Raw genomic sequence first — 25,822 nt, 5'->3', positions numbered from 1 at the left:
CTGACAGGGGAGCGTAGCGCTGCCCGGCGCGCCCTTGCCGGCAGCGTACCCACAATGCGCCTGCCCGGACGGCCTTGCCTTTTGCGGCGGCCTCGCCCAAAACCCGGCTGCCGGCTGCGTGCCGTCATTCGGAGATTTTGAGCATGTCGAGCTTCGCGGATCTGCGTCGCATGATGGTGGACTGCCAGCTGCGCACCTATGACGTGACCGACCGTGCCGTGCTCGCCGCAGCCGACAGCGTGCCGCGCGAGGTGTTCTTTCCGGGCGATCTCGCCCATCTCGCCTATCTCGATCAGGCCGTCGCCCTGCCGGGCACGACGCGTGCGCTGCCGGCGCCGATGGTCGTCGCCCGCATGATCCAGGCGCTCGAGCTGAAGGCCGGCGAGCGCGCGCTCGAATATGCCGGCGGCTCGGGCTATGGCGCGGCGCTGATGGCGGCGATGGGCGCGCAGGCGAGCCTTTGCGAGCCCGACGCGGCTGCGCTGGCTCTGGCACGCGTCGCCTTCGGCCAGGCCGGCGTGCCCGCGGTCACCGTGATGGCCGAGCTTCCGGCCAAGGCGCAGTTCGACGTCGTTCTCGTCGGCGGTGCCTGCGAGATGCAGCCGAGCAGCCTGTTCGGCCATGTCGCCCCCGGCGGGCGGCTGATCGCGATCGAGGGCCTTGGCCGCGCGGCGCGCGTCGTCCTGTACCGCCATGCCGGCGATACGCTCACCGGCCGTCCGGTGTTCGACGCGGCGGCGCCGGCCCTGCGCGAGTTCCGCAAGGCCGAAGAATTCGTGTTCTGAGCCGAGCATGCACTTCGAAGCCGCCGGCTCCGGAACGCATGAAGCGAATTTTGTGCCGCCCTCCCGGCGCCACATCCAGGAACGTAAGGGGTGTCTCATTTTTACGGCACTCGGGAACTGAAAGGCGTCGAACTCCCCCATGGCGTTGGCGATATCGCTCGGCGCGCATATAAATTTGAAACGAGTGCCGAGGCTGGGGCGATGCCTGGGCGTGACAAGAGTCCGCTACAAGAGGCGTCCGGTGACTGAAACGATAGTACTCCTGAAAAAGTCCGCGAGCCGTCTGGCGCTGGTCTGCGTCCTCGGTACGGGCTTGGCAGCACCGGCTGTCGCACAGACCATGGAATCGGCGCTGTCCCGCGCCTACTCGGGCAACCCGACCCTGAACTCCCAGCGCGCCGCCGTCCGCGCCACCAACGAGAACGTTCCGCAGGCGCTCTCGGGCTATCGCCCGCGAATCAACGCATCCGCCGATATCGGCGCCAGCATCACCGAGAGCAGCATTCCGTCCGTCCCGCGGAACGGAACCTTTCACAACAACAATACCGCGCGGCTCAATCCGCGCGGCGTCGGGCTCCAGATCGACCAGAACATCTTCGACGGCGGCAAGACCCGCAGCTCGGTGAGCCAGGCCGAATCGCAGGTGCTCGGTGCCCGCGCGACCCTGCTCAACACCGAGCAGAACGTGCTGCTCGACGCTGCGACGTCCTATATGAACGTGCTGCGCGATACCGCGATCCTCAACCTCAACCGAAACAACGTCGAGGTTCTGGAAGAGCAGCTGCGCCAGACGCGCGATCGCTTCCAGGTCGGCGAGGTGACGCGAACCGACGTCGCCCAGGCCGAGGCGCGCCTCTCACAGGCGCAGTCGCAGGCGATCCTGGCCGAATCGAACCTCAAGACCTCGATCGCTCGCTTCCGCCAGAACATCGGCGTCGAGCCGAAGCAGCTTTCGCCCGGTCGCCCGGTCGAGAACCTCTTGCCGAAATCGCTGCCGGCGGCGCTCAACACGGCGCTGACGGGGCATCCGGCGATCATCGCCGCGCTGCACGGCGTCGACGCCGCCGAGCTGCAGGTGAAGGTCACCGAGGCCGATCTCTATCCGGTGCTCGGCGTGCGCGGCATCGTGCAGCAGCGCTACGACAACACGCTGTTCGGCGACAACCGCTCTTCGGCCACCGCCGTCGCGACGCTGACGATCCCGATCTACGAGGGCGGGCAGGTCTATTCGCGTACCCGTCAGGCCAAGGAAACGGCCGGGCAGCGGCGCATCGACGTCGACACCTCGCGCGATACGGTCCGCGCGGCGGTCGTCTCGGCCTGGGGCGCGCTCGATGCGGCCAAGGCGCAGATCACCGCGGCGCAGGCCCAGGTGCAGGCAGCCGAGACCGCGCTCGCCGGCGTGCGCGAAGAGGCCAAGGTCGGCCAGCGCACCACGCTCGACGTGCTGAACGCGCAGCAGGAACTGGTCATCGCCCGCTCGACGCTGGTGACGGCGCAGCGCGACCGTGTCGTCGCGTCCTATGCGGTGCTTTCTGCCACCGGCAAGCTCTCGGCCGACACGCTGAGGCTGAAGGCCGAGCGCTATGACGCCCGCAAGCACTACGACCAGGTCAAGGGCCTGCTCTGGGGCACGCAGGTGCCGGACGGCCGCTGAGCAGAGTATTCCCGGCGCCTGGTGCGCCGGGGCTGCCTCCGGGCAAATCTCCAAACCGGGCTCGTAGGTTGCGGCGCTCGCTCATGCGCCGCGGCAACACTTCCGATTTCTCCTGTGGGCCGGCGTGCCGGCGCCTTGCCTGCCGGTTCGGCGGTGAAATACTCATGAAGCGGGGCCGCACTGATTCCTTGGGCGTCCCCGGTCGAGCGGTCCGGATCCAGCATGAGCGCGCAGCCCAAGCAAAATGAACCTTCGATGGAGGAGATTCTCGCCTCCATCCGGCGGATCATCGCGGATGACGACAAGCCGGCTGCGCCTGCCGAGGCTGATGCTGAGGTCGCGGCCGAGCCTGTGGCGCTTGCCCCTGTTCCCGAGCCGGAGCCCGAGCCCGTCGCAGAGCCCGAGGACGACGTTCTCGATCTCGGCACCGAGGCGAGCCGCGTCGAAGACCCTGCGCCCGTGGCCGCCAGCGACGATGTCGATTTCGCCGAGCCGGTTGTCGCCCAGCCGGTGCCAGCGCCCGAGCCGGAGCCCGTGCAGCCCGCCCCGCAGCCGATCTCCTTCGTGCCGCCGCCGCTGCAGCCGGCGCCGCAGCTCGACATGGCGTCACTGATTTCGGATCAGGCCGGCGCTGCCGTGCACAACGCCTTCGGCGCTCTCGCCAATACCGTGCTGAGCAACAATGCCCGGACCCTCGAGGACCTGGTCAAGGATATGCTCAAGCCGATGCTGAAGACCTGGCTCGACGACAATCTGCCGGGCATGGTCGAGCGGCTGGTGCGCGCCGAGATCGAGCGCGTCGCCCGCGGCGGGCGCCACTGAGGCAGCCTGCCGGACGGGCTTGGCGAGGCTAGCGTCGCCTTGGCGCTCGTGCCCTGGCGCGCGGCGCGGGGCGAGGACGATAGGCGTCGAAGACGCCGCCTTCATAGAGTCTCTGGATCGTGTAGCCGGCGAGGGCCATCAGCGCCGTCGGCGGGCCGAGTCGCGAAACCAGCGCCCCGAGTGCCAGCGAGAGCGGGCGGGGATAGCGGCCGGAGGCCGCTTCGGCAGCGACCCAGGCCCCGACGAGATGTACGAATAGTCGCATCAGCTTCCTCCCCCTTTCTCAGAGAACGACCTTGCGGTTCGTGCCGAGATCCGGCCGCGAGCCGGTGACCGCAGCGGCCACCATCTTGACGCTGGTGACGATCTTGCCCGGGCTGTCCCAGAATTCGGCAGTAGCCGGGCGCACCCGCAGAATCCGGATGTTTGGATCGTCCTTGCTTTCCCAGAAGGCGCGGGCGGCGGTCGACCAGAGCTCCTCGACGCGCGGCCGGTCGTCGAGCACGTTCGCGGTGCCGCTGACCGAGACGTATTTGTAGGCGGCGTTGTCGGCGAAGGTCAGGCAGACGTTCTCGTTGATCTCGACCTCGTCGTCCTTGTGGGAGCGCTTGTCGGTGAGGAAGTAGATCGCGTCCTCGTCGCGCCTGGCATGAGCGCTCATCGGGCGGGCGTGGAAACGGTCGCCGGTGCCGTCATGGCTGACGAGCATGCACAGGCCGATCTCCTCGATCAGCTCCCAGACATGATCCTGGTCGGTGTGGCGGGGCATTTTCGGGTCCTCCTTGATCTGCCTTTCCCAACGGGCGGAGGGCGCGCGAGTTCCTTTCGCCATGTCGATCGCCGCTGCCAATGTCTGTCGCTTGCCGCGGTCACGGAACGGGCCCGGCGCTCATGCGTTTGGAGAGCGTTGTCGCTCTCCCCTCCGAGGAACCCGCCATGAAGAAGCCCGCTTCGCGCATCGACCTGCCTTCCAACGCCAAGAACGAGGTGATGGGCCTCCTGAACGAGCGATTGCAGGATGGTATCGATCTCGCCCTCGCGACGAAGCAGGCCCACTGGAATCTCAAAGGGCCTGGCTTCATCGGCGTGCATCTGATGCTCGACGGCTTCCGCAAGGAGCTCGACGGCCATGTCGACACGGTGGCCGAGCGGGTCGCCCAGCTCGGCGGCATCGCGCTCGGAACGACGCAGGCGGTCGCCGCGGGCAGCGATCTCAAACCCTACCCGACGGAGATCGTCGCGGTCGCCGATCATCTCGCCGCGCTGATCGAACGCTATGCGGCAACGGCCAACAGCGTCCGGGAGGCGATCGACAAGAGCGACGAGGCCGGCGACACCGGCACCGCCGACCTCCTGACCGCCTATTCGCGGATGCTCGACAAGGCGCTCTGGTTCCTGCAATCGCAGGCCGCCTGAGGCTCACCGGAGCCCGATGCAGGGCTGCGTCGCGTCGAAAACGTTGACGCGCCGCCCCTGCATGCGCTCTTAAGGCGGCAGACCTTTTGGCTTTCGTTATTCAACGGCCGGGGCAGGTTCCCCGGCCTTTCGGCGTTCGAGCAAAGCGATGATGGACAAGACATTCGAGCCGGCCAGCGTCGAGGCGCGCATCAGCGAAGCCTGGGAGAAGGCCGACGCCTTCAGGGCAGGGCGGGGCGCTGCGCCCGGCGCCGAGCCCTATTGCATCGTGATCCCGCCGCCGAACGTCACCGGCTCGCTGCATATGGGCCACGCGCTCAACAACACGCTGCAGGACGTGCTCTGTCGTTTTGAGCGCCTGCGCGGCAAGGACGTGCTCTGGCAGCCGGGGACCGACCATGCCGGCATCGCGACGCAGATGGTGGTCGAGCGCAAGCTCGCGGCCGAGAACAAGACCGATCGCCGAACCATGGGCCGCGAGGCCTTCGTCGCCGAGGTCTGGAAGTGGAAGGAAGAATCGGGCGGCACGATCGTCAACCAGCTGAAGCGCCTCGGCGCCTCCTGTGACTGGTCGCGCGAGCGCTTCACCATGGACGAGGGCCTGTCGGCCGCCGTCCTCAAGGTCTTCGTCGCCCTGCACAAGCAGGGGCTGATCTACCGCGCCAAGCGCCTGGTGAACTGGGATCCGAAATTCCAGACCGCGATCTCCGATCTCGAGGTGCTGCAGGTCGAGAAGACCGGCTCGTTCAAATGGCAGCGCGGCGGCGAGGAGGCGTTCGACGCCGCCAAGCTCGACAAGGCGCTGGCCAAGGACCCGAACGGCCATCTCTACTATTTCGACTACCCGATCGAGGGCGCGGTCTACGATCCGGAAGACGCTTCGACCTACATCACCGTCGCGACGACCCGGCCGGAGACGATGCTGGGCGATACCGGCGTCGCCGTGCATCCCGAGAACGAGAAGCTCAAGGGGCTGATCGGCAAGAATGCCGTGCTGCCGCTGGTCGGCCGCGTCATCCCGGTCTTCGGCGACGACTATGCCGATCCCGAGAAGGGCACCGGCGCGGTCAAGATCACCCCGGCGCACGACTTCAACGACTTCGATGTCGGCAAGCGCAATTCGCTGAGGATCGTCAACATCCTGGACGGCGAGGCTCGCATCCTGATTCAGGAGAATGCCGACTTCCTGGAGGGTGCTGCGCCCGAGAGCGAGACGCTGGCGCTGCACGGATTCGATCGGTTTGCGGCCCGCAAGGCGGTGGTCGGCCTGATGGCGGCGCGCGGCCTGCTGCGCAAGGTCGAGCCCAACACGCACACCGTGCCGCATGGCGACCGCTCCGACGTGGTGATCGAGCCCTGGCTGACCGACCAGTGGTATGTCGACGTCAAGCCGCTGGCCAATCGCGCGCTCAAGGCGGTCAAGGACGGGCGGACCAAGATCACGCCGGAGAGCTGGACCAAGACCTACAACGACTGGCTCGAGAACATCGAGCCCTGGTGCGTCTCGCGCCAGCTCTGGTGGGGCCACCAGATCCCGGCCTGGTACGGGCCGGATGGCGAGTGCTTCGTCGCGGAGTCGGAAGCCGCCGCGCAGGCGCAGGCGCTCGGCCATTATGGCGGCCCGGTCGCGCTGACGCGCGATGCGGACGTGCTCGACACCTGGTTCTCCTCGGCGCTCTGGCCGTTCTCGACGCTGGGCTGGCCGGAGGAGACGGCCGAGCTCAAGCGCTACTACCCGACGGCGACGCTGGTCACCGCCTTCGACATCATCTTCTTCTGGGTCGCCCGGATGATGATGATGGGCCTCAACTTCATGGACGAGGTGCCGTTCAAGGACGTCTACATCCACGCCATCGTTCGCGACGAGAAGGGCGCGAAGATGTCGAAGTCCAAGGGCAACGTCATCGATCCGCTGGTCCTCGTCGACAAATACGGCGCGGATGCGCTGCGCTTCACGCTCTCGGCGATGGCGGCGCAGGGGCGCGACATCAAGCTCTCGACCGCGCGCGTCGAAGGCTACCGCAACTTCGCGACCAAGATCTGGAACGCCGCCCGCTTCGCCGAGCTGAACGGCTGCGTGCGGGCCGAGGGCTTCGACCCCGCCAAGGTCGCGCTGCCGCTCAACCGCTGGATCCTCTCCGAGGCGGCACGCACCGCGGACGCGATCGCCGCCGGCATCGAGAGCTTCAAGTTCAACGAGGCGGCCGACGCGGCGTATCGCTTCGTCTGGGGCCAGTTCTGCGACTGGTATCTCGAACTGTCGAAGCCGGTGCTGCAGGGCGAGGGCACGGACGCTGCCTCGCTTGCCGCCAAGGCCGAGACGCAGGCGACGGTGGCGCATGTCATCGACCTGATCTGCCAGCTGCTGCATCCGTTCATGCCGTTCCTGACCGAGGAGCTCTGGGCGCAGAAGGCGGGTGACGGCGCGCCGCGGCCGGTTCCGGCCGGGGAAGATGCGCTGGTCTGCCTGACGCGCTGGCCGCAGCTCGGCGCGCTGGTCAACGAAGCGGCCGAGGCCGAGATCGGCTTCGTCGTCGATCTGATCTCCGATATCCGCTCGGTCCGTTCGGAGACCAATGTTCCCGGGGGGGCGCAGGTGCCGCTGGTGCTGGTCAAGCCGAGCGCCGCGACACGCGCCGCCGTCGAGGCCTGGGCGCCGATGATCGAGCGTCTGGCGCGGCTCTCGGTGATCCAGTTCGCCGATGCGGCGCCCGGCCAGTCGGCCCAGATCATCGTGCGCGGCGAGATCGCGGCCCTGCCGCTCGCCGGGATCATCGATCTCGGCGCCGAGCGGACGCGGCTGGAGAAGGAGCTCGCCAAGCTCGACCAGGACATCGCCACGGTCGAGCGCAAGCTCGGCAATGCCGACTTCATGGCGCGCGCGCCCGAGGAGATCGTCGAGGAGAACCGCGAGCGCAAGGCAGCCGCCGAAGCCCGCAAGCTCAAGATCGGCGAGGCGCTCGAGCGCCTGTCCTGAGACGAATGTCGGGGTGGTTCTTTCAGGGCCGCCCCGACCATTTGTCGTCACGAAACGGTCGCGCTGCTGACATTCGCCTAAGAGAATTCTGGCGTCCGGCCGCAGGATCGCGTAGATGCATGCGGCGCACAGCATCCATGCGCCAGGGGCGAGTCCGGGAGCGGTCGAACACTACATGCTGAAGCGTGCTTACGACTGGTGCGTCTCCTATGCGTCGCACCCCGCAGCGCCCTGGCTGCTCTTCGCCATCACCTTCGTCGAAAGTTCGGTCAGCCCGCTGCCGCCGATCCCGCTCCTGATCCCGATGTGCATCGCCCGTCCGGACCGCGCCTGGTTCTATGCCGGCGTCTGCTCGCTCGGCGCCGTCACCGGCGGCTATCTCGGCTATGCGATCGGCGCGCTGCTCTATGAATCGGTCGGCGCCTGGCTGATCGGCATTTACGGCCTGCAGGAAAAGGCCGCGCATCTGATCCACACCTCGCAGGACTACTGGTTCTGGGTGCTGCTGACCAAGGGCCTGACGCCGATCCCGTTCAAGATCGTCACGATCATGTCCGGCTTCCTGCATTTCGATCTCTGGAAGTTCACCGTCGGCATGGTGATCTCGCGCGTCACCTTCTTCGCGATGATCGCGGTGGCGCTGCGCTATTACGGCGACGACATCCGCATCTTCATCGAGAAGCACCTGCCGATGACGGCGCTGGCGCTGGTCGTGGTCGTCGTCGGCGGCTTCTTCGTCCTGCCCATGGTGCTGTGACGGCGGCACCGCCGCGAAAGCGCCGCACTAGCCGACAATCCTCCTGAGAAGCTACGCTGGCCGCGCTATCGGCAGCCGGCGTGGCCGACACCGGCCTGCCGTGCGCGGAAGGCCGGCTGCAGTCTTGGCAGCGGAGGCAAGGAGGCGGCGGGCCATGAGCATGCGGCGCCCCGACCTGACCGGTCGTCTCGATTTCGCGACCTTCGCGCGCGAGTTCAACCGTTGCCTCGAACAGGACCGCACGATCGCCGTGCCCTATTGGCAGAGCATCGTCGCGGCGGTTCCGCCAACCCTGCAGGACTTCCTCTGGCGCGTCGTGGAGACGCGGCTCAGCCCGCGCGCCGAGGCCCGGCTACGTGCTCTGCCGGCCGCGCGCGACCTCTACTCCGAGATCCTGAATGTGCGCTTCCGGCGCCCGGCGGGCCTGCGCCCACAGTTCCGGACCCCGAAGCAGGAGTTCGATTCCTACGCGGCGATCTATTGGCGCTTCGCCTCGCCGGCCGCGCGGTTCGACCTCAATTTCGGGCGGCTGGTGATGCTGTCGCTGCGCACCGAGAGCAGCACGCTCGCCCATCGCGGCAAGGGCTCCTATGACGACACGCTGGTGATCATGCGCCGCTGTGGCCGCTTCCGGCATCTCGCGATCTTCCCGATCTGCACCGAGCCCGGCGCGCAATATTCCCAGCGGGCGAGCACCACCACGGACAAGCGCTACCGGGGCGTGAAGTTCAGCAAGACCGAAGGCAACGACATCGACAAGGACGGGATCCGGGATGCCGGACGCCTGACCGAGGGCACCTACCAGTATTTCGAGAAGAGGGGCGGCCATCTCGGCAACCGCGCCTTCATCGTCGGGATCGACCAGATCGTCGAGCGCGACACGGATGGCGATGGCCGCTTCACAGAGCAGGACAGGAAGCGGATCGATCCGAAGGGGGCCGGCAAGACGATGTATATCCATCAGGGTGGCGCCGACACCGTGCTGGAGCCCAACACCTGGTCGGCCGGCTGCCAGACCATCCCGAAGAACCGCTATGCCAACTTCCTGAAGGCGGTCGGCAAGCCGAACTCCTTCTACTATGTGCTCGTCAATGCCGCGGCCTGAGCGTCGCCCCACGGCCGGGAGGCGCCGGGGCATCGCCATTGTCACGCTGGCCCTGGCTGTGGGCGCCGCCGCGCCGGTGCTCGCGCAGTCCGGCGCACTGTCGCCGCCGGCCGGACAGGCGCGCTGCTCTTTCGGCGCCTTCGTCAACGAGACCGACCCAGAGGGCCTCAATGTCCGCGCTGGTCCCGGCGTCGGACACAAGATCATCGGGCGGCTGCCGCCGGTGACGCAGAGCAAGTCCGATCCACCGATCCGGGCGATGGTCGAGGTCGAGGTCACGGCTGGCAGCGATGGCTGGTTCCAGATCCGCAAGGCACGCGACAACGAGGCGCTGACCGAAGCCGCGGCGCGGCCGATGTTCAAGGGCAGCGGCTGGGTGAGCGGCCGCAAGCTCACCGTGAAGTCACAGGCCGATACCGGCCGCGAGCGGCCGGATGCCAAGGCCCCGGTGATCATCGCGGGGCGGGACGGCATGGCCTTCGACAGCGACGTTTTCATCCAGAACGGGCGCCTGCTCGGCTGCAGCGGCAAATGGGTGCTGGTCGAATACGGGCCGCTGCCGGCCAGCAGCGACGTGCTGGAGGCGCTGGAGGTCAAGCCGCCGGCGCGTGCCGGGCTGGAGGCGGGCCGCTTCCGCGCCTGGCTCGACCGGATCTGCGCGGTGCAGGAGACCAGCTGCGACGGCGGTTGAGGACTGTCCTATCAGCGCTTGCGGAACACCACGCTGAGATTGTTCGCGGGCATTGTCGTGACCTCTGGCGGCCCGAAGCTCGCGGCGGCCGCGAGGGCTGCGACCTCGTCGAGCTCGCGCAGGCCCCAGCGCGGGTCACGGCTGCGCAGGCTTTCGTCGAAGGCGGCATTGCTGGGCACGAGCGGCACGTCGCTCTGGCGATAGGGGCCGTAGAGATAGAGCGGTCCGCCAGGCGGAAGCAGCCGCGCCGACTCGGCGATCAAACCTTGCGTCGCCGCCCAGGGCGAGATGTGGATCATGTTGATGCAGATCACCGCATCGGCGCGGGCGAGCGGCCAGCCCGGCGTCGAGGCATCGAGGGCCAGGGCGGGCAGCAGGTTCGGCAGCGCGGCTTCCTTTGCCCAGGCGTCGATGCTGGCGCGCGCCCCGGCATTCGGATCCGACGGCTGGAAGGACAGGCCGGGCAGGGCGGCCGCGAAGTGCACGGCGTGCTCGCCGGAGCCGCTGGCGATCTCGAGCATCAGCCCGCTCGCCGGCAGGGCCTCGCGGAGAACGGCAAGGATCGGATCGCGATTGCGCTGGGCGGAGGGGGCGAACTGACGGGTTTCGGCTTCGGGCAAGTTGCGGTTCTCCCATCGCGTGCGCCGGAGAATGCTTCAAATCATGCCGCATGGGGGCAGAAGCAATCGAGCGCGAGAAACTGTGATCGACTCGCCAAGCTTAGCGCATCGCCCGTGCGAAAAACCGATACATACATTCTCGCGCGATGCTCTATAAGCGCTGGCGAAGCAGGCCGATAACGAGTGCGGCCCTGCAGCCTTCGAGCTGGTGTTGTTAACCGAGATTTTGATCGTCGTCGTCCTCACCGTCATCAACGGTGTGCTCGCCATGTCGGAACTCGCGGTCGTCTCGTCCAGACCAGCAAGGCTCAAGGTTCTCAGCGATCAGGGCAGCCGCGGCGCGGCGACAGCCCAGCGCCTCGCCGACAATCCCGGCCGCTTCCTCTCCACCGTCCAGATCGGCATCACCCTGGTCGGCGTGCTTTCCGGCGCCTTCTCGGGCGCGACGCTCGGCACGCGACTGTCCGACTGGCTGCGTGACGAGCAGGGCTTTTCCAACGCGGTCGCGGATGGCGTCGGCGTCGGCACGGTCGTCGTCGCGATCACCTATCTCTCACTGATCATCGGCGAGCTGGTGCCGAAGCAGATCGCGCTGCGCGACCCCGAGCGCGTCGCCGCCCGCGTCGCTCCGGCGATGGCGCTGCTCGCCAAGATCGGCTCGCCGCTGGTCTGGCTGCTCGACATTTCCGGCAAGACCGTTCTCGCACTGCTCGGCCAGAAGGGCGAGTCGGAGGAGAAGGTCACCGAGGAGGAGGTCCGCACGATCATCGCCGAGGCCGAGACGGCCGGCGTGCTGGAGCGCGACGAGCGCGAGATGATCTCGGGCGTGATGCGCCTCGCCGACCGTTCGGCGCGGGCCTTGATGACGCCCCGGCGCGAGGTCGAGCATCTCGACCTCGCCGACAGCCCGGCAGAGATCAGGGCGCAGTTGCGCGCGACGCGGCGCTCGCGCCTGCCGGTGCAGGATGGCGAGGCCGACTCGATCATCGGCGTCGTCACGGTCAAGGACATGTTCGACGCGTTCTCCGACGGCGATGGCCGCGAATTGCGCAGCATGGTCCAGCAGACCCCGGTGGTGCTCGACACGACCGGCGCGCTCGACGTGCTGCGCGCGATCCGCGCCTCGCCGGTGCACATGGCACTGGTCTTCGACGAGTACGGCCATTTCGAGGGGATCATCACCTCCAGCGACGTGCTGGAGGCGATCACCGGCGCCTTCCAGGAAGAGGACGACAGCGAGCCGGCCGTGGTGACGCGCTCCGACGGCTCCTATCTGGTCGCCGGCTGGATGCAGGTCGACGAGTTCTCGCACGAGCTCGGCATCCATGTGCCGCGCGATGCCGACTACCAGACGGTGGCGGGCTTCATCCTCGCCGAGATGAACCGCCTGCCGAATGTCGGCGAGAGCTTCGAGAAGGGCCATTGGCGCTTCGAGGTGGTCGATCTCGACGGCCGCCGGATCGACAAGATCCTGGTCACCCGCGTCGACTGAGCGGCGGGCAGGGATTTTTCTTCTGGAGCCCCCTCATCCTGAGGAGCCGCGAAGCGGCGTCTCGAAGGATGTTCCAGGAGGCTCCGGAAGCACTTGGTGCATCCTTCGAGACGCCATTCCCAAGGGAATGGCTCCTCAGGATGAGGGGTGAGACGCAGCGTCCCTACGCGCTGCGAAGCTGCGTTCCAGGGGCCGTTGACGCCCACAGGTCGCCATGGTCTAAATTCCGCAGGGGTTCATTCGCGACGACCCCGTGAGGCGTCAGCCCAAGGATCGCGTCCAGTCTCCTAGATTTCCGGGAGGGACGCCATGTCTTCGAACATTCAAATCAGCGCTGCCCAATTGTCTCGGCTCGTCGGACTGCCCGATGCGCCGGTCCTGATCGATGTCCGCAACGATGAGGACTTTGCCGCCGATGCGCGGCTGCTTCCGGCCTCGCAGCGTCGCCGGCATGACGAGGTCGCCGGCTGGGCCGGGGCCTATGCCGGCAGCAAGGTCGTCGTCTCGTGCCAGCGCGGGCTGAAGCTCAGCGAAGGCGTCGCGGCCTGGCTGCGGCATGAAGGGATCCCGGCGGAAGTTCTTGTCGGCGGCTTCGAGGCCTGGCGGGAAGCCAGCCTGCCGCTGGTCGACGCCGGCAAGCTCCCGGCCCGCGACGACGCTGGCCGGACCGTCTGGGTGACGCGGGCGCGGCCGAAGGTCGACCGCATCGCCTGTCCCTGGCTGATCCGCCGCTTCGTCGATCCTGCGGCCGTCTTCCTGTTCGTGACGGCCTCGGAGGTCGAGGCCGTGGCCGAGCGTTTCGGCGCGACAGCCTTCGACATTGACGGCGTGTTCTGGAGCCATCGCGGCGAGCGCTGCAGCTTCGACACCATGATCGAGGAGTTCGGCCTCTCGCTGCCGGCGCTCGACCGGCTCGCGGCGATCGTCAGGGCGGCGGACACCGCCCGGCTCGACGACGTGCCGCAGGCGGCCGGATTCCTGGCGGCGTCGCTGGGATTGTCGCGGATGTTTCGCGACGATCTGGCACAGCTCGAGGCCGGCATGCTGCTCTATGACGCGTTCTATCGCTGGTGCCGCGATGCCACCGAGGAAACCCATAACTGGCCGTCCGTGCCGGCAGGAGCAGGGGGACGGCCATGACGATCGCGACCGATGAGGCAAGCAGGCCCGCTGCTGCCGAAATCCCCTCGCTCGGCGAGGCGACCCGCGTCTGGGCGAAGATCGGGCTGCTCTCCTTCGGCGGCCCGGCCGGCCAGATCGCGCTGATGCACAAGGAGCTGGTCGAGGAACGCCGCTGGATCGGCGAGCGGCGGTTCCTGCATGCGCTCAACTACTGCATGCTGCTGCCCGGCCCCGAGGCGCAGCAGCTTGCCATCTATGTCGGCTGGCTGTTGCATCGCACGCTCGGCGGCCTGATCGCCGGGCTGCTCTTCGTCCTGCCCGGCGCGCTGGTGATGCTGGGGCTCTCGCTGCTCTACGTGCTCTATCGCAGCGTGCCGGTGGTCGATGCGGTGTTCTTCGGCGTCAAGGCCGCGGTGCTCGCCGTGGTGATCGAGGCGGGCCTCAGGATCAGCCGCCGGGCGCTGAAGAACCGGGCGATGATCGCGATCGCGGTCGCCGCCTTCCTCGCGCTCTTTCTGTTGAAGCTGCCGTTCCCGCTGGTGATCCTCTGCGCCGGGCTGACCGGCTGGCTCGGAAGCCTCTACGCGCCGGCGCTGTTCGAGGCCGGCGGTCATGCCGGCAAGGGGGGCGCGCCCGAGTTCAAGGGCGTCGTCGACCTGATGTTCGAGCGCGGCGAGCTGGAGCACGCCAGGCCCTCGACCGGCCGGGCACTGCGGACGCTGGCGCTCTGGCTGCCGCTCTGGCTCGGCCCGGTGGCGCTGCTCTGGCTGCTGGCAGGCGGGAACAATGTCTTCACGCAGATCGGCAGCTTCTTCAGCGCCATGGCAGTCGTCACCTTCGGCGGGGCCTATGCCGTGCTGGCCTATGTCGCGCAGGCGGCGGTCGAGGGCTATGGCTGGCTCGTCGCCGGCGAGATGGTCGACGGGCTCGGCCTCGCCGAAACCACGCCGGGGCCGCTGATCCTGGTGCTGCAATTCGTCGGCTTCCTCGCCGCCTGGCGGGTGCCGGGCGGGCTCGATCCGCTCGTCGCCGGCAGCCTCGGCGCCCTGCTGACGCTCTGGGTCACCTTCGCGCCCTGCTTCCTCTGGATCTTCCTAGGCGCGCCGTATGTCGAGGCGCTGCGCGGCAACCGGGTGCTCTCGGCCTCGCTGACCGCGATCACGGCGGCGGTGGTCGGCGTGATCATGAATCTCGCGCTCTGGTTCGGGCTTCATGTGCTGTTCGGTATCGTCCGGCCGGTCAGCTTCGGGCCGCTCGCACCGGACCTGCCGGTGCTCTCGACGCTGGACTGGCGGGCCGCGCTGCTTTCGGCGGCGGCGATGCTCGCCATGCTGCGCTTCAAGCAGGGGATGATGACGGTGCTCGCCGGCTGCGCGCTCGCCGGCGTTGCCCTGCGCCTGCTGGGATAGCGACTGTTTCGTTCGGCGGAATTCTGAACTGCCCGGCTCGGAAATTGTGCTCAGGCGAGGGAATGATCATTTCTTTGGGTCTGGAGGCTTGCGCCATGACCCATCGTTTTCTCGAGATCGCGACGACGCCTGCCGTCAGGGCGGCGCAGGAGGCGCAAGGCAGCCGCCGCGCCTATGCCAGGCAGGAGGAGGGCGCGCCGCATCACGATCGGCTCGGCGGCAGCGAGGCCGCCTTCATCGGCGCCCGCGACTCCTTCTACATGGCGAGCGTCTCCGAGACCGGCTGGCCCTATCTGCAGCATCGCGGCGGACCGCAGGGCTTCCTGCGGGTGCTCGACGAGACGACGCTCGGCTTCGCCGACCTGCGCGGCAACCGGCAATATCTCAGCCTGGGCAATCTCAGCACCGATGACCGGCTCTGCCTGTTCCTGATGGACTATGGCAACCAGGCCCGGCTGAAGATCTTTGGGCGCGCCCGCTTCCACGATCTCGCGGCGGAACCGGAACTGGCGCGCCGCCTGATCGTGCCGGGCTACCGCGCCGTGCCGGAGCGCGGCATGACGATCAAGGTCGAGGCCTTCGACTGGAACTGCCCGCAGCACATCACCCAGCGCTTCAGCGAGGCGGAGCTGGCGCCGGCGCTCGCGCCGGTGCGGCAGCGGCTGGAGGAGCTTGAAGCCGAGAATGCCCGGCTGCGGGCCGAGCTGGCCGTGCGCGTCCAGAGCTAGAGGTCAGCGCCGCTCGTTCGTCTCGATGACGCGATATTCGGCGTCGACGATCTCGCCCTGCGCGGCGCCTTGCTGCGGCTGGCCGAAGGGGTTCTGCGGATCGATGCCGGCGGCGCGCATGCGCCGGCGCATCTGCCAGGCGGCGACGGCGCCGCCGATCAGCACGACCGGGATCAGGATCAAGGCGAGGCTGGCCGCCACCAGGAAAAGCAGGACGCCGAGAGCAAAAGCCCCGGCCATGATGAGATAGCTCGCCCAGCGTGGCAGGCGGCCCGTACTCTGGTTGAGGCGGCTGTTCAGGTCGATGCGGATCATGGCTCGTCGTTCGTTCGGTTGGCGCTAATCTAGGAAGCCAATGCGGCGTTGACGAGGGCGGCAGGCGTAATTTCAGCCGGGCAGGGGCCAGTCATAGACCCAGGCATAGCGCTGGCGCAGGCCTTCGGGGCCGAGCCGGCGCAGCACGATGTCGCGGGCATAACTCCAGGGCCGGCCGAGATGGTAGGAGCGGGCATTGTCGCGGCTCGCCTGCTGGACGCGCGTCGCCCGGCCCTGCCGCGCCGCGGCATAAGCGGCGAAGGCGGCGGGAACCGAGGCGGTGCCGTCGGCCTGCAAGGCGCTCGCGAGTTCATGTGCCAGCACGGCCGCATCCTCGATGGCGAGCGCTGCACCCTGGGCCAGGAAGGGCAGGACCGGGTGGGCGGCGTCGCCGAGCAGCGCGATACGGCCCTTCGCCATCGCCGCCGGCTCGCGGTCATAGAGCGACCAGACCTGCCAGGCGGGCGCAGCCTCGACCAGATGGCGCAGCGAAATCGGGGCGCCATTGGCGATGCCGGCGATGTCGCTTGCATTACCCTCGCGCGACCAGCCCGGGCGGGCCTCGCGCGCGGCGCGGATCAGGACGAGATTGATCTCCTTGCCGCCGGCCACGGGGTAATGGACGGCATGGCGGGCGCTGCCGAGGCGCAGCGAAACCGTGGGCTGGCGCAGTTCGGACGGCACTTCCGCCGAGGGAATCAGCGTCCGCCACGCCTCCCAGCCGGTGAAACGCGGCTCGCGGCTGTCGCCGGTGAGCTGGCGGGCCTGCGACCAGAGCCCGTCGGCGCCGATCAGACCCATGGCCTCGACCGTCTCGGTCTGGCCGTTCTCGGCGACGAGCGTCGCGGTGATGCCGGATTCGGTCTCGGCGCAGGCGAGCAGGCCGCGGCCGATCAGCCAGCGGATGTTCGGCAAGGTACGGGCGCCATCGAGCAGGATCTGGTGGAGATCGGCCCGCTTCAGCGCCCGGGAGGGCGTCGCGCCCGGCGCAGGCGGCGCATAGGGCATCTCGAGCAGCGGCGTCTCGCTCCGCCAGCGGCTGATCGCGAGCGATTCTGGCCGGACGGCGGCACGGCGCAGAGCGATGCCGAGATCGAGCGCCTCAAGCACGCGGCCGGCATTGGGCGAGATCTGGATACCGGCGCCGGCCTCGGCGAAGCGGGTGCGCTTCTCGGCGATGGCGACGGGAATGCCGCGGCGCGCCAGCGCAATGGCAGCGGTGAGGCCGCCAATGCCGGCGCCGGCGATCAGGATCGGAGACATCGCTTCAGCCGTTCACGTCCCGCCGCGCCCCCGGCGGGAAGCGCCTCAAGCCGCCTTGGGGGCGTCGTGGTACTCGCATTCGGCCGGCTTGCCGTGACCGGCGCCGAGCGAAGGCTCGTATTTGAACAGCGTCGAGCAATAGGGGCAGATGATCTCGTCATCCGACCCCATGTCGAGGAAGACATGCGGATGGTCGAAGGGCGGCTTGGCGCCGATGCACATCAGCTCGCGCGCGCCGACATGGATGACGGCGACGCCGGGATCGTTGTGGAAATGCGGTGTGCCGTGGTCGGCCATGGTCGCTCTCTGTCGTCTCGATTTGCGGCGCACGATAATCGTTCGCCCGCGGGCGCGCCAGTGCGCGGGGGCGAAATCACGGGCCCGCGGCTTGCGGCGTCCTGTCCCGGTCAGCGGGCCCGGGCGCAGGCGAGGCCGATCTCGCGGGCGCGCTCGGTCTGCTCCGGGGTGAGGGCGTCGGCGAGCACGCGGCTCCAGAGCTCATCACGCTTCAGCCCCTCCATCGAGCAGGAGCAGACGCGCTCGCAGGCCTCCTTCGGCGTACCCGTCGCGACGCAGCTGCGCTGGCAGGCGGCGAGGAAGGGCACGGCGTCGGCGTCCGGCAGCTTGGGGCCGGAGAGCTGCATGAAGAGCATGAGCGCGCCGATGAAGAGCGGCTGGTGGACGAGATAGACGAACAGGCTGTTGCGGCCGCCGAGCGCGACGAGGCGGGCCGGGGCCGATCTGGCGCGCCAGAGCGTCCAGCCGCCTTCGGGCGCCTTGGCCAGGGCGAGCTTGCCCAGCGCCATGCCGGCGAGGACACAGGCGAACCAGGGGAAGAGCGGCACGAAATCGGCGGTGTAGGGCCAGGGGCCGAAGCCGAGCCATGACAGCCATTCGCTCTCGAAGACCTCGCCGCCGAGGATGAAGGGCAGGGCGAACCAGACCGCCGCGATCAACGCCAGAGCGAGGGCTGGCAGCCGCAGGAAGGGCAGCGCCAGCAGGCTCGCCAGCGCGATGTGGTGCAGGATGCCGAAGAAGATGAAGTTCTGCGGGATCGCGAACCAGGTCCCGACCGTGACCAGCAGCGCGGCGCCGGCGACCATGGCGAAGCGCTTCGCATAGGCCTGCCGGTTCAGGCCGTTCCGCGTCGCCAGGATCAGGCTGAAGCCGACGATCGTCAGGAAGGAGCCGGCGATCAGGCGGGCGAAGAGGCGCCAGCCGGGATCGGAGACGACATCGACGCGGATCAGCCGGAAGAAGGAGAGGTCGTAGGCGAAATGGTAGACGAACATGGCGAGCAGGGCGATGCCGCGCGCCAGGTCGAGCAGTTCGATGCGGCCTCGGGCCGGGGTGGAGGTCTTTGCCGGGGTGGAGGTCTTGGCCGAGGCCGTGGCTTGCTCGCTCATGGGGTGAACTCTTAGGCGGTGAGCAGGGGCTGGGGAAGGGGCGTGTACCTGCGGCGCCTAGCTTGTTCAGGTCGTCCCGGTCGGAGCGGAGCGCAGAGCCGGGACCCATGCCGGGACGGTTCAGGCATGGGTCCCGGGTCTCCCTCCGGTCGCCCGGGACGACCGGAGCTTTCCCGCAAGCAAGAGTCGTTCGAGCCCTCATCCTGAGGAGCCGCGTCAGCGGCGTCTCGAAGGATGTTCCAGGAGGCTCCGGAGACCGCTGGACCATCCTTCGAGACGCAGCCTTCGGCTGCTCCTCAGGATGAGGGCTGAAGATGAGGGCTGGAGCTGGGTGGTCGGCGCGCAGCAGGGACGCGGCTGCATGCTGCCATGCCGACGGGTGCGGCTACCAAAACCCGCCCCGCCATGGCACAGCAGACGCGACAATTTGCGAAAGAACGGCGCGACGACATGCAGCGATTCGATTCCGACGGCGTCAGCCTCGCCTATCTCGACCTCGCCCCGACCATCGAGGGCGGTTCCGGCGATCCGATCGTGCTCGTCCACGGCTTCGGCTCGAGCCATATGGTCAACTGGGTGAACACCCAGTGGAGCAAGACGCTGACCCATGCCGGCTACCGGGTGGTGCTGCTCGACAATCGCGGCCATGGCCAGAGCCAGAAGCTCTACGACCCCGAAGCCTACAACTCGAACATCATGGCCGAGGATGTCCGCCGGCTGATGGACCATCTCGGCATCGGGCGCGCCGACGTCATGGGCTATTCGATGGGCGCCCGCATCTCGGCGCATCTGGCGCTGGCGCATCCGGAGCGGGTTCGCGCGCTGCTGCTCGGCGGGCTCGGCATCCATCTCGTCGAGGGCGTCGGCCTGCCGCTCGGCATCGCGGATGCGATGGAGGCGCCCTCGCTCGCCGACCTGACCGACCCGATGCAGCGCATGTTCCGCGCCTTTGCCGAGAACACCGGCAGCGACCTGCGCGCGCTCGCCGCCTGCATCCGCGGCACCCGCCAGACGCTCACGGCTGAGCAGGTCGGCAAGATCGCGGTGCCGACCCTGATCAGCGTCGGCACCAAGGACGATGTCTCCGGTTCCGGGCCGGAACTCGCGGCGCTGATCCCGGGCGCGGAGAGCTTCGACATCGTCGGCCGGGACCATAATCTGGCGGTCGGCGACAAGACCCACAAGCAGGCGGTGCTGGAGTTCCTCTCGCGCCGGGCATGACCCATGGTCCGGAGAATAACGTTCTCCCGCAGGAGAATATTATTCTCCATCAATGACTTGCATGCGACCCTTCGCATTTCGAGTCTTGTCCTTCACGGCTTGATTCAGCTAGAAGGCAGGCCCATCTCCTTCTGCGCGACGCCGTCGTGCCGGAATAATTGCTCGCCGAGCGCACCGTAGCGGAGAACGCCATGCCATCGGGACGCCCGAACGTCGATGCCCGTGATCCCGCTACCGGGCTCGATCGGGTCGATCCCGTCTGGTCGCGGCTGCGCCGCGAGGCCGAGCAGGCGATCGCCGCCGAGCCGGCGATGACCAGCTTCATCCTCTCGACCGTGCTGAACCAGCGCAGCTTCGAGGAGGCGGTCTCGCATCGCGTCTCGGCGCGTCTCGCGCATGGGGCGGTTCCGGCCGAACTGATCGACCAGGCCTTCGAGGAGGCGCTCGCCGCCGATCCCGAGATCAGCCAGGGCTTTCGCGCCGACGTCGTCGCCGTGCTCGACCGCGACCCGGCCTGCTACCGGCTGCTCGAGCCGGTGCTCTATTTCAAGGGCTTCCACGCGCTGCAGACCCACCGCCTGGCGCATTGGCTGCACCAGCAGGGCCGGCGCGATTTCGCGCTCTATCTGCAGAGCCGCTCCTCGGAAGTCTTCCAGACCGACATCAATCCGGCCGCGAAGATCGGCAAGGGCGTCTTCCTCGACCACGCCACCGGCCTCGTCGTCGGCGAGACCACGGTGATCGAGGACAATGTCTCGATGCTGCAGGACGTCACGCTCGGCGGCACCGGCAAGCAGGGCGGCGACCGCCATCCGAAGATCCGCAAGGGCGTGCTGATCGGCGCCGGCGCGAAGATCCTCGGGAATATCGAGGTGGGACAATGCGCCCGCGTCGCGGCCGGTTCTGTCGTGCTGGCGGCGGTGCCGCGCAACACCACGGTCGCGGGCGTGCCGGCCAAAGTGGTCGGCGAGGCCGGCTGCGCCGAGCCCGCCCGCTCGATGGACCAGATCCTGACCAGCGATTGCGGCGGCGGGATCTGACGCGCCGCTAGAGGCTGTCTGCCAACCATTCCATGACCCGTGCCCGCAGCGGGTGCGGCTTGCTGGCCGGCGCTGGCAGGATCGTCAGCTGGTCGCCGCTCGGCATCGCAACAGCGAAGGGCGTGACCAGCCGGCCCTGGGCCAGGAGCGGCGCGACCAGGCTCGCGCGGCCGATCAGGATGCCGGAGCCGCCGAGCGCGGCATCGAGCGCCAACGCATAGAGCGAGTAGGACGGGCCGCGGCCGGCATCGATGCCGGTCACGCCGGCATGCTTTAGCCAGCGGGCCCAGTCGCTGCGCCAGACCGCATCGTGCAGCAGGGTCTTGCCCAGGAGATCGGAGGGCGTGCGCAGCTGCTGCGCCAGATGCGGCGAGCAGATCGGGGTAAGGCTGTCTTCGGCAAGGGCGAGGGCGCCCGGCGGCGGCTCCGCCAGATAGAACAGAGCGAGGTCGAAGGCCTCGCGCGGCCCGCTCGGCGGCGCCTCCATCGCCGAGATCGAAATCTGCAGCTCCGGGAATTCCTGCTGCAAGGCAGGCAGGCGCGGCGAGAGCCAGAGCTGGGCGATGCAGGGCAGGGCGGCGATGGCGAGCGCCCGGCCGGCATGGCTCGCGCGCAGATCGTGCACCGCGAGCGAGAGCGCCTCGAAGGCCGCGCTGAGGCGCGGCTGCGCCTGCCTGCCAGCCTCCGTCAACGCGACACCCTGGGGCAGGCGCCGGAACAGGGGAAAGCCGAGGAATGCCTCGAGCTGTCGCACCTGCTGGGCGATGGCGCCGGGTGTGACGCCGAGTTCCTCGGCGGCGCGGGCGAAACTGCCGAGCCGGCCCGCCGCCTCGAAGGCGCGCAGCGCGTTGAGCGGCGGCATGGGCGGGCGCGGCGGTGCGACAGGCATGGATCGGGTTCGCTGGTTCAGGCCTAGATTTTCTAGGCCTTCCGGCGACGATAACTGGTTTGCGCGGGGCGCGCCAAGCCGTTCCAATGGCGCGACGAAACACAGTTTGGGGCAGGGCAGGCGGATGAGCGCGAAACTGGCGAGGCGGGACTGGGTGCCGGCGGCGAGCGAAGACTATGTCCTGCGTGTCGCGGGAGAGATCGCCGGGCAGGACCGGGCGGCAACGGAGGCGCGACTCGCCGGGCTCATTGCCGAGAACCGGGCGATCCATGAGCGCGACTGCGTCAATCTCAACCCGGCGACCAATGTAATGAACCCGCGCGCCGAGGCCGTGCTTGGCCAGGGCATGGGTGCGCGGCCCTCGCTCGGCTATCCCGGCGACAAATACGAGATGGGGCTGGAGGCGATCGAGCAGATCGAGATCGTCACCGCCGAGCTCGCCGCCGAGGTCTTCGGCGCGGGCCATGCCGAGATCCGGGTGCCATCCGGCGCCATCGCCAATCTCTATGTCTTCATGGCCGCGGCGAAGGCGGGCGACTGCATCATCGCGCCGCCGCCTTCGATCGGCGGCCATGTCACCCATCACGGCGCCGGCGCGGCCGGGCTCTATGGCATCACCACCCATCCGGCCCCGGTCGACGCGCAGAACTACACGGTCGATCTCGACAGGCTGCGGGCGGACGCGCTGCAGCTGAAGCCGAAGCTGATCAGCATCGGCGGCAGCCTCAACCTGTTTGCGCACCCGATCCGCGAAATCCGCGCCATCGCCGACGAGGTCGGCGCCATCGTGCTGTTCGACGCGGCGCATCTCTCCGGCATGATCGCCGGCCATGCCTGGCAGCAGCCGCTGGCGGAGGGCGCCCATGTCATGACGATGAGCACCTATAAGAGCCTGGGCGGGCCGCCCTCGGGGCTGATCGTCACCAATGACGCGGAGATCGCCAAGAAGCTCGATGCCATCGCCTATCCCGGGCTGACCGCCAATTTCGACGTGGCGAAATCGGCCTCGCTCGCGATCACGCTGATGGACTGGCAGGAGTTCGGGCGCGACTACGCGCAGATGATGGCGGCGACGGCCAAGGCGCTGGCAGAGGCGCTGGTCGAGCGGCAGGTGCCGGTTTTCGCCCGCGAGCGCGGCATGACGCAGTCGCACCAGTTCGCCATCGAGGCGGCGCCCTATGGCGGCGGCCAGGCGGCGGCGAAGCGGCTGCGCGCCGCCAACATCCTGAGCTGCGGCATCGGCCTGCCGATTGCCGAGGTGGCGGGAGACGTCAACGGGCTCAGGCTCGGCACGCCGGAGATCGTGCGCTTCGGCATGAAGCCGGAGCACATGCCGGAACTCGCCGGCTACATCGCCGACGGTCTGTCCGGCGCGCGCCCGGCCGAGACGGTCGCGCAGGAGGTCACCGCCTTCCGCAAGCGATTCTCGAGCTTGCACTACATGCGCTGAGGGGTGCCGCACGGTCGGCACGGGTAGAAAAAGCCCCTCATCCTGAGGAGCAGCCGAAGGCTGCGTCTCGAAGGATGCTCCAGCTGCTTCCGGAGCCGCCTGAAGCATCCTTCGAGACGCCATTCCTGTCGGAATGGCTCCTCAGGATGAGGGCTGTGGGAGATGGGTAAGCCAGCTCCGAACGACTGCTCCGCTAGCCCTCTACCAATTCGATCGCCGAGCGGATGGCGGTGGCGTAGCCGCGGGCGCCGAGGCCGGCGATGATCGCGGTCGCGGCGAGCGAGACATAGGATTTGTGATAGTGCGCCTCGCGGCGGTGGATGTTGGAGATGTGGAGCTCGATGATCGGGCCCGGGAACATCTTCAGCGCGTCGAGGATCGCGATCGAGGTGAAGGAATAGGCTGCCGGGTTGATGATGATCGCGCTGCCTTCGTCGATCGCCTCATGGATCCAGTCGACCAGCTCGTATTCGCGGTTGCTCTGCCGGAACTCGACCGGCCAGTCGCCAGCCGTCTCGCGGCACAGGGTCTCGACCTCGGCGAGCGTGGTCTTGCCGTAGATATGCGGCTCGCGCTTGCCGAGGCGATTGAGGTTCGGCCCGTTCAGGACATAGATCGGCTTGTTCACGGCAGCACCTGTTCGTGGTTTCCGTTCATCTGCGCTCAGCCCTGGTAGCCCATCAGGCGGGGCAGCCAGAGCACGAGCTCGGGGATGAAGGTGATGAGGGCCAGCGCCACCAGCATCGCCCAGAGGAAGGGCATGCATTCGCGGACGATGTCGCGCAGCGGGACGCCGGTGATGTTGGTCATGACGAAGAGCAGCAGGCCATAGGGCGGTGTGATCAGGCCGAGCATGATGTTGACGACCACGACGACGCCGAAATGCACCATGTCGATGCCGAGCGCCTTGGCGGTCGGGATGAAGACCGGCACGACGATCAGCAGGATCGCGGTGCCTTCGAGCAGGCAGCCCAGGATGAGCAGGATCAGGTTGACCAGGATCAGGAAGCCGATGGGCGAAAGATCCCAGCCGGAGAGGAAGAGCTTCAGGCTCTCCGGGATGTTCTCGATGGTGACGACGTAGTTGAAGACGAGCGCGCCGGCGATCAGCATGCCGATCGAGGCGGTGGTGCGGGCGCTGTAGGCGAGCGAAGCGTAGAAGGCGCGCAGCGAGACGCTGCGGTAGAGCAGCACCGAGATCGCCAGCGCGTAGGCGGCCGCGACCGCTGCGGCCTCGGTCGGCGTGGTCGCGCCGCCATAGATGCCGCCGAGCAGCACGACCGGCATCATCAGCGCCGGGAAGGCCCGCCAGGTGATGCCCGGAAGCTCGCGCAACGGCACCGGAGCCTCGACCGGGAAATTGCGGCGGCGGGCGGTGGCGCCGATCAGGCTCATCTGCGCCAGGGCCATCAGCAGGCCGGGGATCACGCCGCCAAGGAAGAGGAAGCCGATCGAGGCATCCGAGACCAGGGCGTAGAGCACCATCGGGATCGAGGGCGGGATGATCGGCCCGATGACGGCGGTGACCGCCGTCAACGCCGCGGCGAAGCTCGGCGGGTACTTGCCGTCCTTGGTCATCATCGCCTGCATCATCCGCCCCGTGCCGGCGGCATCGGCGATGGCGGAGCCGGACATGCCGGCGAAGATCACGCTCTGGACGACGTTGACCTGGGCGAGGCCGCCGCGGAAGCGGCCGACCAGCGCATCGCAGAAGCGCAGCAGACGCTCGGTCATGCTGCCGATGTTCATCAGCTCGGCCGCCAGGATGAAGAGCGGCACGGCGAGGATGACGTAGTTGGTGTACATGCCGTTGAGCAATTGCTCGGCGGCGATGGAGAGATCCTGGCCGGCCAGCAGCAAATAGAAGATCGAGCCGGCGATCATGGCGTGGCCGATCGGCAGGCCGAGCAGCGACAGGGCGACGATCGTCGCGATGCAGAGGGCGAAGGGGCTCATACGCCGGAGCCCGCCTTGGTCGGGTCGAAGGCCTCCGGCGCCTTGCCGCGCAGCGCCTGCGTGCAGAGCCAGAGATAGCGCACGATCGCGGCGACCGCGAAGGCGATGTAGATCGAATAGACCCAGTTGAAGGGCAGCTTCAGATAGGCGGTGCGCTCGACCTTCATGAAGGAGACATAGTCGGCCATCGCGGGCAGCGAGATCGTGTAGAGCACGATCAATGGCACGGCGGTGAGGACCGCCATGATGCGCCGGGCCTTCGGGCCGACCGCGCCATAGATGATGTCGAAGCGGATCTCGTCGCTCTCGCGGGTGACGAAGGCGGCGCCGAACAGCACCAGCCAGAGCCAGAGCAGGACGCTGATCTCATGTGTCCAGCCGATCGGAAAGTTGAAGACGTAGCGGAAGACGATCTGCACGAGGAACACGGCGAACATCGCGCCGAGCATCAGCACGAGGACATTCTCGGCGCGGCGTGCAAGCCAGGCTCCGAGCGGTTTCAGCGAGCGCAGCATCGGTCCTCCCTCGAATTTCGGCCCGCCGACCCCTCAATCGGCGGGCCGCGCCGGCCCCAAGAAGCCTGGCGCAGAAACTGGATTGCTCGGCCACTGGCCGAAGGCGGTGACGACAAAGCCCGCGCCGGTCAGCCCGTTGAGCAGGCTGATCGGATCATGCGTTCCCCATCAATGGTTCAAAAGGTG

At 68.1% G+C, this 25,822-nt stretch carries 26 protein-coding genes; 15 read left to right on the top strand and 11 right to left on the bottom strand.

Annotated features, from left to right (window positions below):
* Positions 1 to 143 precede the first annotated feature (143 nt).
* The 3 genes from AC1REK_RS05070 to AC1REK_RS05060 all read left to right on the top strand — a co-directional run bounded on the left by AC1REK_RS05070 (position 144) and on the right by AC1REK_RS05060 (position 3,264).
* On the top strand, positions 144 to 785 hold the full coding sequence (locus AC1REK_RS05070; protein WP_492270452.1) for a protein-L-isoaspartate O-methyltransferase family protein: 642 nt from the start codon (positions 144 to 146) through the stop codon (positions 783 to 785).
* 241 nt (positions 786 to 1,026) lie between these two features.
* The gene (locus tag AC1REK_RS05065) at positions 1,027 to 2,442 is read left to right on the top strand and encodes a TolC family outer membrane protein (protein ID WP_316016984.1); all 1,416 of its coding nucleotides are present in this window, start codon (positions 1,027 to 1,029) and stop codon (positions 2,440 to 2,442) included.
* 255 nt (positions 2,443 to 2,697) lie between these two features.
* Positions 2,698 to 3,264 (top strand): PopZ family protein, encoded by a 567-nt coding sequence (locus AC1REK_RS05060; protein ID WP_492270453.1) that lies wholly within the window; start codon positions 2,698 to 2,700, stop codon positions 3,262 to 3,264.
* Between the two features lie 28 nt (positions 3,265 to 3,292).
* Here the strand turns inward: AC1REK_RS05060 and AC1REK_RS05055 are convergent, their stop codons facing one another.
* The gene (locus AC1REK_RS05055) at positions 3,293 to 3,529 is read right to left on the bottom strand and encodes a hypothetical protein (protein WP_492270454.1); all 237 of its coding nucleotides are present in this window, start codon (positions 3,527 to 3,529) and stop codon (positions 3,293 to 3,295) included.
* A gap of 18 nt (positions 3,530 to 3,547) precedes the next feature.
* Complete coding sequence (locus tag AC1REK_RS05050) at positions 3,548 to 4,033, bottom strand: pyridoxamine 5'-phosphate oxidase family protein (RefSeq protein WP_316016981.1); 486 nt, start codon at positions 4,031 to 4,033, stop codon at positions 3,548 to 3,550.
* Positions 4,034 to 4,200: 167 nt separating this feature from the next.
* On the opposite strand from AC1REK_RS05050, the gene dps reads away from it, so the two are divergent.
* From dps to AC1REK_RS05025, 5 genes are all read left to right on the top strand, one after another.
* Complete coding sequence (dps, locus tag AC1REK_RS05045; RefSeq protein ID WP_066467273.1) at positions 4,201 to 4,680, top strand: DNA starvation/stationary phase protection protein Dps; 480 nt, start codon at positions 4,201 to 4,203, stop codon at positions 4,678 to 4,680.
* A gap of 148 nt (positions 4,681 to 4,828) precedes the next feature.
* On the top strand, positions 4,829 to 7,657 hold the full coding sequence (locus tag AC1REK_RS05040) for a valine--tRNA ligase (protein WP_492270455.1): 2,829 nt from the start codon (positions 4,829 to 4,831) through the stop codon (positions 7,655 to 7,657).
* Positions 7,658 to 7,832: 175 nt separating this feature from the next.
* Positions 7,833 to 8,414 carry a YqaA family protein gene (locus tag AC1REK_RS05035; RefSeq protein ID WP_066467276.1) on the top strand — a complete coding sequence of 194 codons (582 nt, stop codon included), beginning with the start codon at positions 7,833 to 7,835 and terminating at the stop codon, positions 8,412 to 8,414.
* Positions 8,415 to 8,568: 154 nt separating this feature from the next.
* Positions 8,569 to 9,519 (top strand): hypothetical protein, encoded by a 951-nt coding sequence (locus tag AC1REK_RS05030; RefSeq protein WP_492270456.1) that lies wholly within the window; start codon positions 8,569 to 8,571, stop codon positions 9,517 to 9,519.
* A gap of 76 nt (positions 9,520 to 9,595) precedes the next feature.
* Positions 9,596 to 10,210 (top strand): SH3 domain-containing protein, encoded by a 615-nt coding sequence (locus tag AC1REK_RS05025; RefSeq protein ID WP_492270457.1) that lies wholly within the window; start codon positions 9,596 to 9,598, stop codon positions 10,208 to 10,210.
* 11 nt (positions 10,211 to 10,221) lie between these two features.
* Here AC1REK_RS05025 and AC1REK_RS05020 read toward each other — a convergent pair whose 3' ends face one another.
* Positions 10,222 to 10,830: a DUF938 domain-containing protein gene (locus tag AC1REK_RS05020; protein ID WP_492270458.1), complete on the bottom strand. Its 609-nt coding sequence runs from the start codon at positions 10,828 to 10,830 to the stop codon at positions 10,222 to 10,224.
* Positions 10,831 to 11,056: 226 nt separating this feature from the next.
* Between AC1REK_RS05020 and AC1REK_RS05015 the strand changes: the two genes are divergently transcribed.
* The 4 genes from AC1REK_RS05015 (at position 11,057) to AC1REK_RS05000 (ending at position 15,581) form a co-directional block, all read left to right on the top strand.
* Positions 11,057 to 12,322: a hemolysin family protein gene (locus tag AC1REK_RS05015; RefSeq protein ID WP_316017116.1), complete on the top strand. Its 1,266-nt coding sequence runs from the start codon at positions 11,057 to 11,059 to the stop codon at positions 12,320 to 12,322.
* A gap of 309 nt (positions 12,323 to 12,631) precedes the next feature.
* The gene (locus AC1REK_RS05010; protein ID WP_492270459.1) at positions 12,632 to 13,462 is read left to right on the top strand and encodes a chromate resistance protein ChrB domain-containing protein; all 831 of its coding nucleotides are present in this window, start codon (positions 12,632 to 12,634) and stop codon (positions 13,460 to 13,462) included.
* Positions 13,459 to 14,853, top strand: coding sequence for a chromate efflux transporter (gene chrA / locus AC1REK_RS05005; RefSeq protein ID WP_492270460.1), 1,395 nt, complete (start codon positions 13,459 to 13,461; stop codon positions 14,851 to 14,853). The genes AC1REK_RS05010 and chrA overlap by 4 nt, the downstream gene beginning before the upstream one ends.
* 95 nt (positions 14,854 to 14,948) lie before the next feature.
* Positions 14,949 to 15,581, top strand: coding sequence for a pyridoxamine 5'-phosphate oxidase family protein (locus AC1REK_RS05000; RefSeq protein ID WP_492270461.1), 633 nt, complete (start codon positions 14,949 to 14,951; stop codon positions 15,579 to 15,581).
* Between the two features lie 3 nt (positions 15,582 to 15,584).
* On the opposite strand, the gene AC1REK_RS04995 is transcribed toward AC1REK_RS05000, so the two are convergent.
* The 4 genes from AC1REK_RS04995 to AC1REK_RS04980 form a co-directional block, all read right to left on the bottom strand.
* Positions 15,585 to 15,896, bottom strand: a complete 312-nt coding sequence (locus AC1REK_RS04995) for a hypothetical protein (protein WP_316016974.1) — start codon at positions 15,894 to 15,896, stop codon at positions 15,585 to 15,587.
* Positions 15,897 to 15,968: 72 nt separating this feature from the next.
* Positions 15,969 to 17,159, bottom strand: coding sequence for an FAD-dependent monooxygenase (locus tag AC1REK_RS04990; RefSeq protein WP_492270462.1), 1,191 nt, complete (start codon positions 17,157 to 17,159; stop codon positions 15,969 to 15,971).
* Positions 17,160 to 17,204: 45 nt separating this feature from the next.
* Complete coding sequence (locus AC1REK_RS04985; RefSeq protein WP_066467298.1) at positions 17,205 to 17,456, bottom strand: zinc-finger domain-containing protein; 252 nt, start codon at positions 17,454 to 17,456, stop codon at positions 17,205 to 17,207.
* Positions 17,457 to 17,566: 110 nt separating this feature from the next.
* Positions 17,567 to 18,565, bottom strand: coding sequence for an acetyltransferase domain-containing protein (locus tag AC1REK_RS04980; protein ID WP_492270463.1), 999 nt, complete (start codon positions 18,563 to 18,565; stop codon positions 17,567 to 17,569).
* Between the two features lie 450 nt (positions 18,566 to 19,015).
* On the opposite strand from AC1REK_RS04980, the gene AC1REK_RS04975 reads away from it, so the two are divergent.
* Entirely contained in the window at positions 19,016 to 19,786 is a 771-nt protein-coding gene (locus AC1REK_RS04975; RefSeq protein WP_492270464.1) for an alpha/beta fold hydrolase, read from the top strand.
* Positions 19,787 to 19,977: 191 nt separating this feature from the next.
* Entirely contained in the window at positions 19,978 to 20,826 is an 849-nt protein-coding gene (cysE, locus tag AC1REK_RS04970) for a serine O-acetyltransferase (RefSeq protein ID WP_492270465.1), read from the top strand.
* 7 nt (positions 20,827 to 20,833) lie between these two features.
* Here cysE and AC1REK_RS04965 read toward each other — a convergent pair whose 3' ends face one another.
* On the bottom strand, positions 20,834 to 21,715 hold the full coding sequence (locus tag AC1REK_RS04965) for a LysR substrate-binding domain-containing protein (RefSeq protein ID WP_492270466.1): 882 nt from the start codon (positions 21,713 to 21,715) through the stop codon (positions 20,834 to 20,836).
* 124 nt (positions 21,716 to 21,839) lie between these two features.
* On the opposite strand from AC1REK_RS04965, the gene glyA reads away from it, so the two are divergent.
* Positions 21,840 to 23,165, top strand: coding sequence for a serine hydroxymethyltransferase (glyA, locus tag AC1REK_RS04960; RefSeq protein WP_492270467.1), 1,326 nt, complete (start codon positions 21,840 to 21,842; stop codon positions 23,163 to 23,165).
* 193 nt (positions 23,166 to 23,358) lie between these two features.
* Here glyA and AC1REK_RS04955 read toward each other — a convergent pair whose 3' ends face one another.
* Genes AC1REK_RS04955 through AC1REK_RS04945 form a run of 3 tightly spaced genes read right to left on the bottom strand, consistent with a single transcriptional unit; the run spans position 23,359 to position 25,636 of the window.
* Positions 23,359 to 23,793 (bottom strand): type II 3-dehydroquinate dehydratase, encoded by a 435-nt coding sequence (locus AC1REK_RS04955; protein ID WP_492270468.1) that lies wholly within the window; start codon positions 23,791 to 23,793, stop codon positions 23,359 to 23,361.
* 35 nt (positions 23,794 to 23,828) lie between these two features.
* Complete coding sequence (locus tag AC1REK_RS04950; RefSeq protein WP_492270469.1) at positions 23,829 to 25,121, bottom strand: TRAP transporter large permease; 1,293 nt, start codon at positions 25,119 to 25,121, stop codon at positions 23,829 to 23,831.
* Positions 25,118 to 25,636: a TRAP transporter small permease gene (locus tag AC1REK_RS04945; RefSeq protein ID WP_492270470.1), complete on the bottom strand. Its 519-nt coding sequence runs from the start codon at positions 25,634 to 25,636 to the stop codon at positions 25,118 to 25,120. Before AC1REK_RS04945 ends, AC1REK_RS04950 begins: the two co-directional genes overlap by 4 nt.
* Positions 25,637 to 25,822 lie beyond the last annotated feature (186 nt).

It is taken from the genome of Allobosea sp. GW823-FHT02B03, assembly GCF_058797755.1.
Note: the sequence above shows the minus strand (reverse complement) of the source record. Positions and strands in the feature narration are given on the sequence as shown.